At 69.3% G+C, this 2,584-nt stretch carries 2 protein-coding genes and 1 pseudogene; all 3 read left to right on the plus strand.

Translation table 11 applies throughout. The annotated features are described in order from the left end of the window. Nucleotides 1-568, plus strand: a 568-nt coding sequence (locus AB0D01_RS39615) for a biotin/lipoyl-containing protein (protein WP_363064272.1), incomplete at its 5' end; no start/stop codon positions are given. 3 nt (nucleotides 569-571) lie between these two features. Continuing rightward, nucleotides 572-2,458 (plus strand): 2-oxoacid:acceptor oxidoreductase subunit alpha, encoded by a 1,887-nt coding sequence (locus tag AB0D01_RS39620; RefSeq protein ID WP_363064274.1) that lies wholly within the window; start codon nucleotides 572-574, stop codon nucleotides 2,456-2,458. Further along, nucleotides 2,448-2,584: pseudogene (locus AB0D01_RS39625) on the plus strand (2-oxoacid:ferredoxin oxidoreductase subunit beta); the annotation flags it as partial. The gene AB0D01_RS39620 and the pseudogene AB0D01_RS39625, both read left to right, overlap by 11 nt.

Genomic DNA, 2,584 nt, shown 5'->3' on the forward strand with positions numbered 1-2,584 from the left:
CCGCGCCCTCGCCGAGTTCGAGATCGAGGGCATGGCCACCGCCATCCCCTTCCACCGCGCCGTGGTCACCGACCCCGCCTTCGCCCCCACCGACGGCACCCCCTTCACCGTCCACACCCGCTGGATCGAAACCGAGTTCGTCAACGACCTCAAGGCCTTCTCCGCGCCCGCCGCCGAGGACACCGAGGACGAGGACTCGGGTCGGGAGTCGCTGATCGTGGAGGTCGGCGGTCGTCGCCTGGAGGTGACGCTCCCGTCCTCGCTGGGTGCGCTCTCGAAGGGTGCGCAGGCGGTCAGCGGCACGGTCACCAAGGCCAAGCGCCGCAACAAGAAGAACGTCAAGCTGGTCTCCGGCGACACCCTGGCCTCCCCGATGCAGGGCACCATCGTCAAGGTCGCCGTCGAGGAGGGCCAGCAGGTGGAGGAGGGCGACCTCATCGTGGTCCTGGAGGCCATGAAGATGGAGCAGCCCCTCAACGCCCACCGCTCCGGCACCATCGTCGGCCTCAGCGCCGAGGTCGGCGCCTCCCTCACCTCCGGCGCCACCATCTGCGAGATCAAGGCCTGAGCCATGACCGAAACAGTCCTGCCGCCCGCGGGTGAGAAGGAAGTCCGCCGCGTCGATCACGTGATCATCCGTTTCGCGGGTGACTCGGGTGACGGCATGCAGCTGACGGGTGACCGTTTCACCTCGGAGACGGCGTCCTTCGGCAACGACCTCTCGACGCTCCCGAACTTCCCCGCCGAGATCCGCGCCCCCGCCGGAACCCTGCCGGGCGTGTCCTCGTTCCAGCTGCACTTCGCCGACCACGACATCCTCACCCCCGGCGACGCCCCGGACGTGCTGGTGGCGATGAACCCGGCCGCCCTGAAGGCCAACATCGCCGACGTCCCGCGCGGCGCGGAGATCATCGTCAACACCGACGAGTTCACCAAGCGCCCCATGGCCAAGGTCGGCTACGCCACCTCGCCCCTGGAAGACGGGTCGCTGGACGCCTACAACCTGCACCCGGTCCCGCTGACCACCCTCACGGTGGAGGCGCTGAAGGACTTCGGGCTCTCCCGCAAGGAGGCCGAGCGCAGCAAGAACATGTTCGCGCTGGGGCTCCTGAGCTGGATGTACCACCGTCCGACGGAGGGTACGGAGAGCTTCCTGCGGCAGAAGTTCGCGAAGAAGCCCGAGATCGCCGAGGCGAACATCGTCGCCTTCCGCGCCGGCTGGAACTTCGGCGAGACCACCGAGGACTTCGCCGTCTCCTACGAGGTGGCTCCCGCGAGCAGCGCGTTCCCGAGCGGTACCTACCGCAACATCTCCGGGAACCTGGCCCTGTCGTACGGTCTGATCGCCGCGGCCCAGCAGGCGGACCTGCCGCTGTACCTGGGCTCGTACCCGATCACTCCGGCCTCGGACATCCTGCACGAGCTGAGCCGGCACAAGAACTTCGGCGTACGGACCTTCCAGGCCGAGGACGAGATCGCCGGGATCGGCGCGGCCCTGGGAGCGGCCTTCGGCGGCGCCCTCGCGGTCACCACCACCTCGGGGCCCGGTGTGGCCCTGAAGTCCGAGACCATCGGCCTGGCCGTCTCCCTGGAGCTGCCGCTGCTGATCGTCGACATCCAGCGCGGCGGCCCCTCCACCGGCCTGCCCACCAAGACCGAGCAGGCCGACCTCCTCCAGGCCATGTACGGCCGCAACGGAGAGGCCCCCGTCCCGATCGTGGCGCCGAAGACGGCGGCCGACTGCTTCGACGCCACGCTGGACGCGGCCCGGATCGCGTTGACGTACCGGACCCCGGTCTTCCTGCTCTCCGACGGCTACCTGGCGAACGGTTCGGAGCCGTGGAGGGTGCCGGAGACGGCGGACCTGCCGGATCTGCGCACGTTGTTCGCGTCGGGTCCCAACCACACGCTGGCCGACGGCACCGAGGTGTTCTGGCCCTACAAGCGCGACGCGCAGACCCTGGCCCGCCCCTGGGCGGTCCCCGGCACCCCCGGCCTCGAACACCGCATCGGCGGCATCGAGAAGCAGGACGGCACCGGAAACATCTCCTACGACCCCGCCAACCACGAGTTCATGGTCCGCACCCGCCAGGCCAAGATCGACGGGATCGAGGTCCCCGACCTCCAGGTCGACGACCCCGACGGGGCCCGGACCCTGGTCATCGGCTGGGGTTCCACGTACGGCCCGATCACCGCGGCGGTCCGCCGGCTGCGTTCCCAGGGCGTGGCGGTCGCCCAGGCCCACCTGCGCCACCTCAACCCCTTCCCCCGCAATCTGGGCGAAGTACTGGGGCGCTACGACACGGTGGTGCTGCCGGAGATGAACCTCGGGCAGCTCGCGACCCTGCTGCGCGCGAAGTACCTGACGAACATCCATTCCGTCACCCAGGTCAACGGCATGCCCTTCAAGGCCGAGCAGCTGGCCGAGGCCGTCCAGGAGGCCAGTCGTGCCCAGTGAAGCCCTCTCCCTCGTTCCCAAGGCCGAGGCCAAGCAGTCCATGAAGGACTTCAAGTCGGATCAGGAGGTCCGCTGGTGCCCGGGCTGCGGTGACTACGCCGTCCTGGCCGCCGTCCAGGGCTTCAT

The sequence above is a fragment of the Streptomyces sp. NPDC048606 genome, assembly GCF_040650855.1.
Classification (GTDB): Bacteria; Actinomycetota; Actinomycetes; order Streptomycetales; family Streptomycetaceae; genus Streptomyces.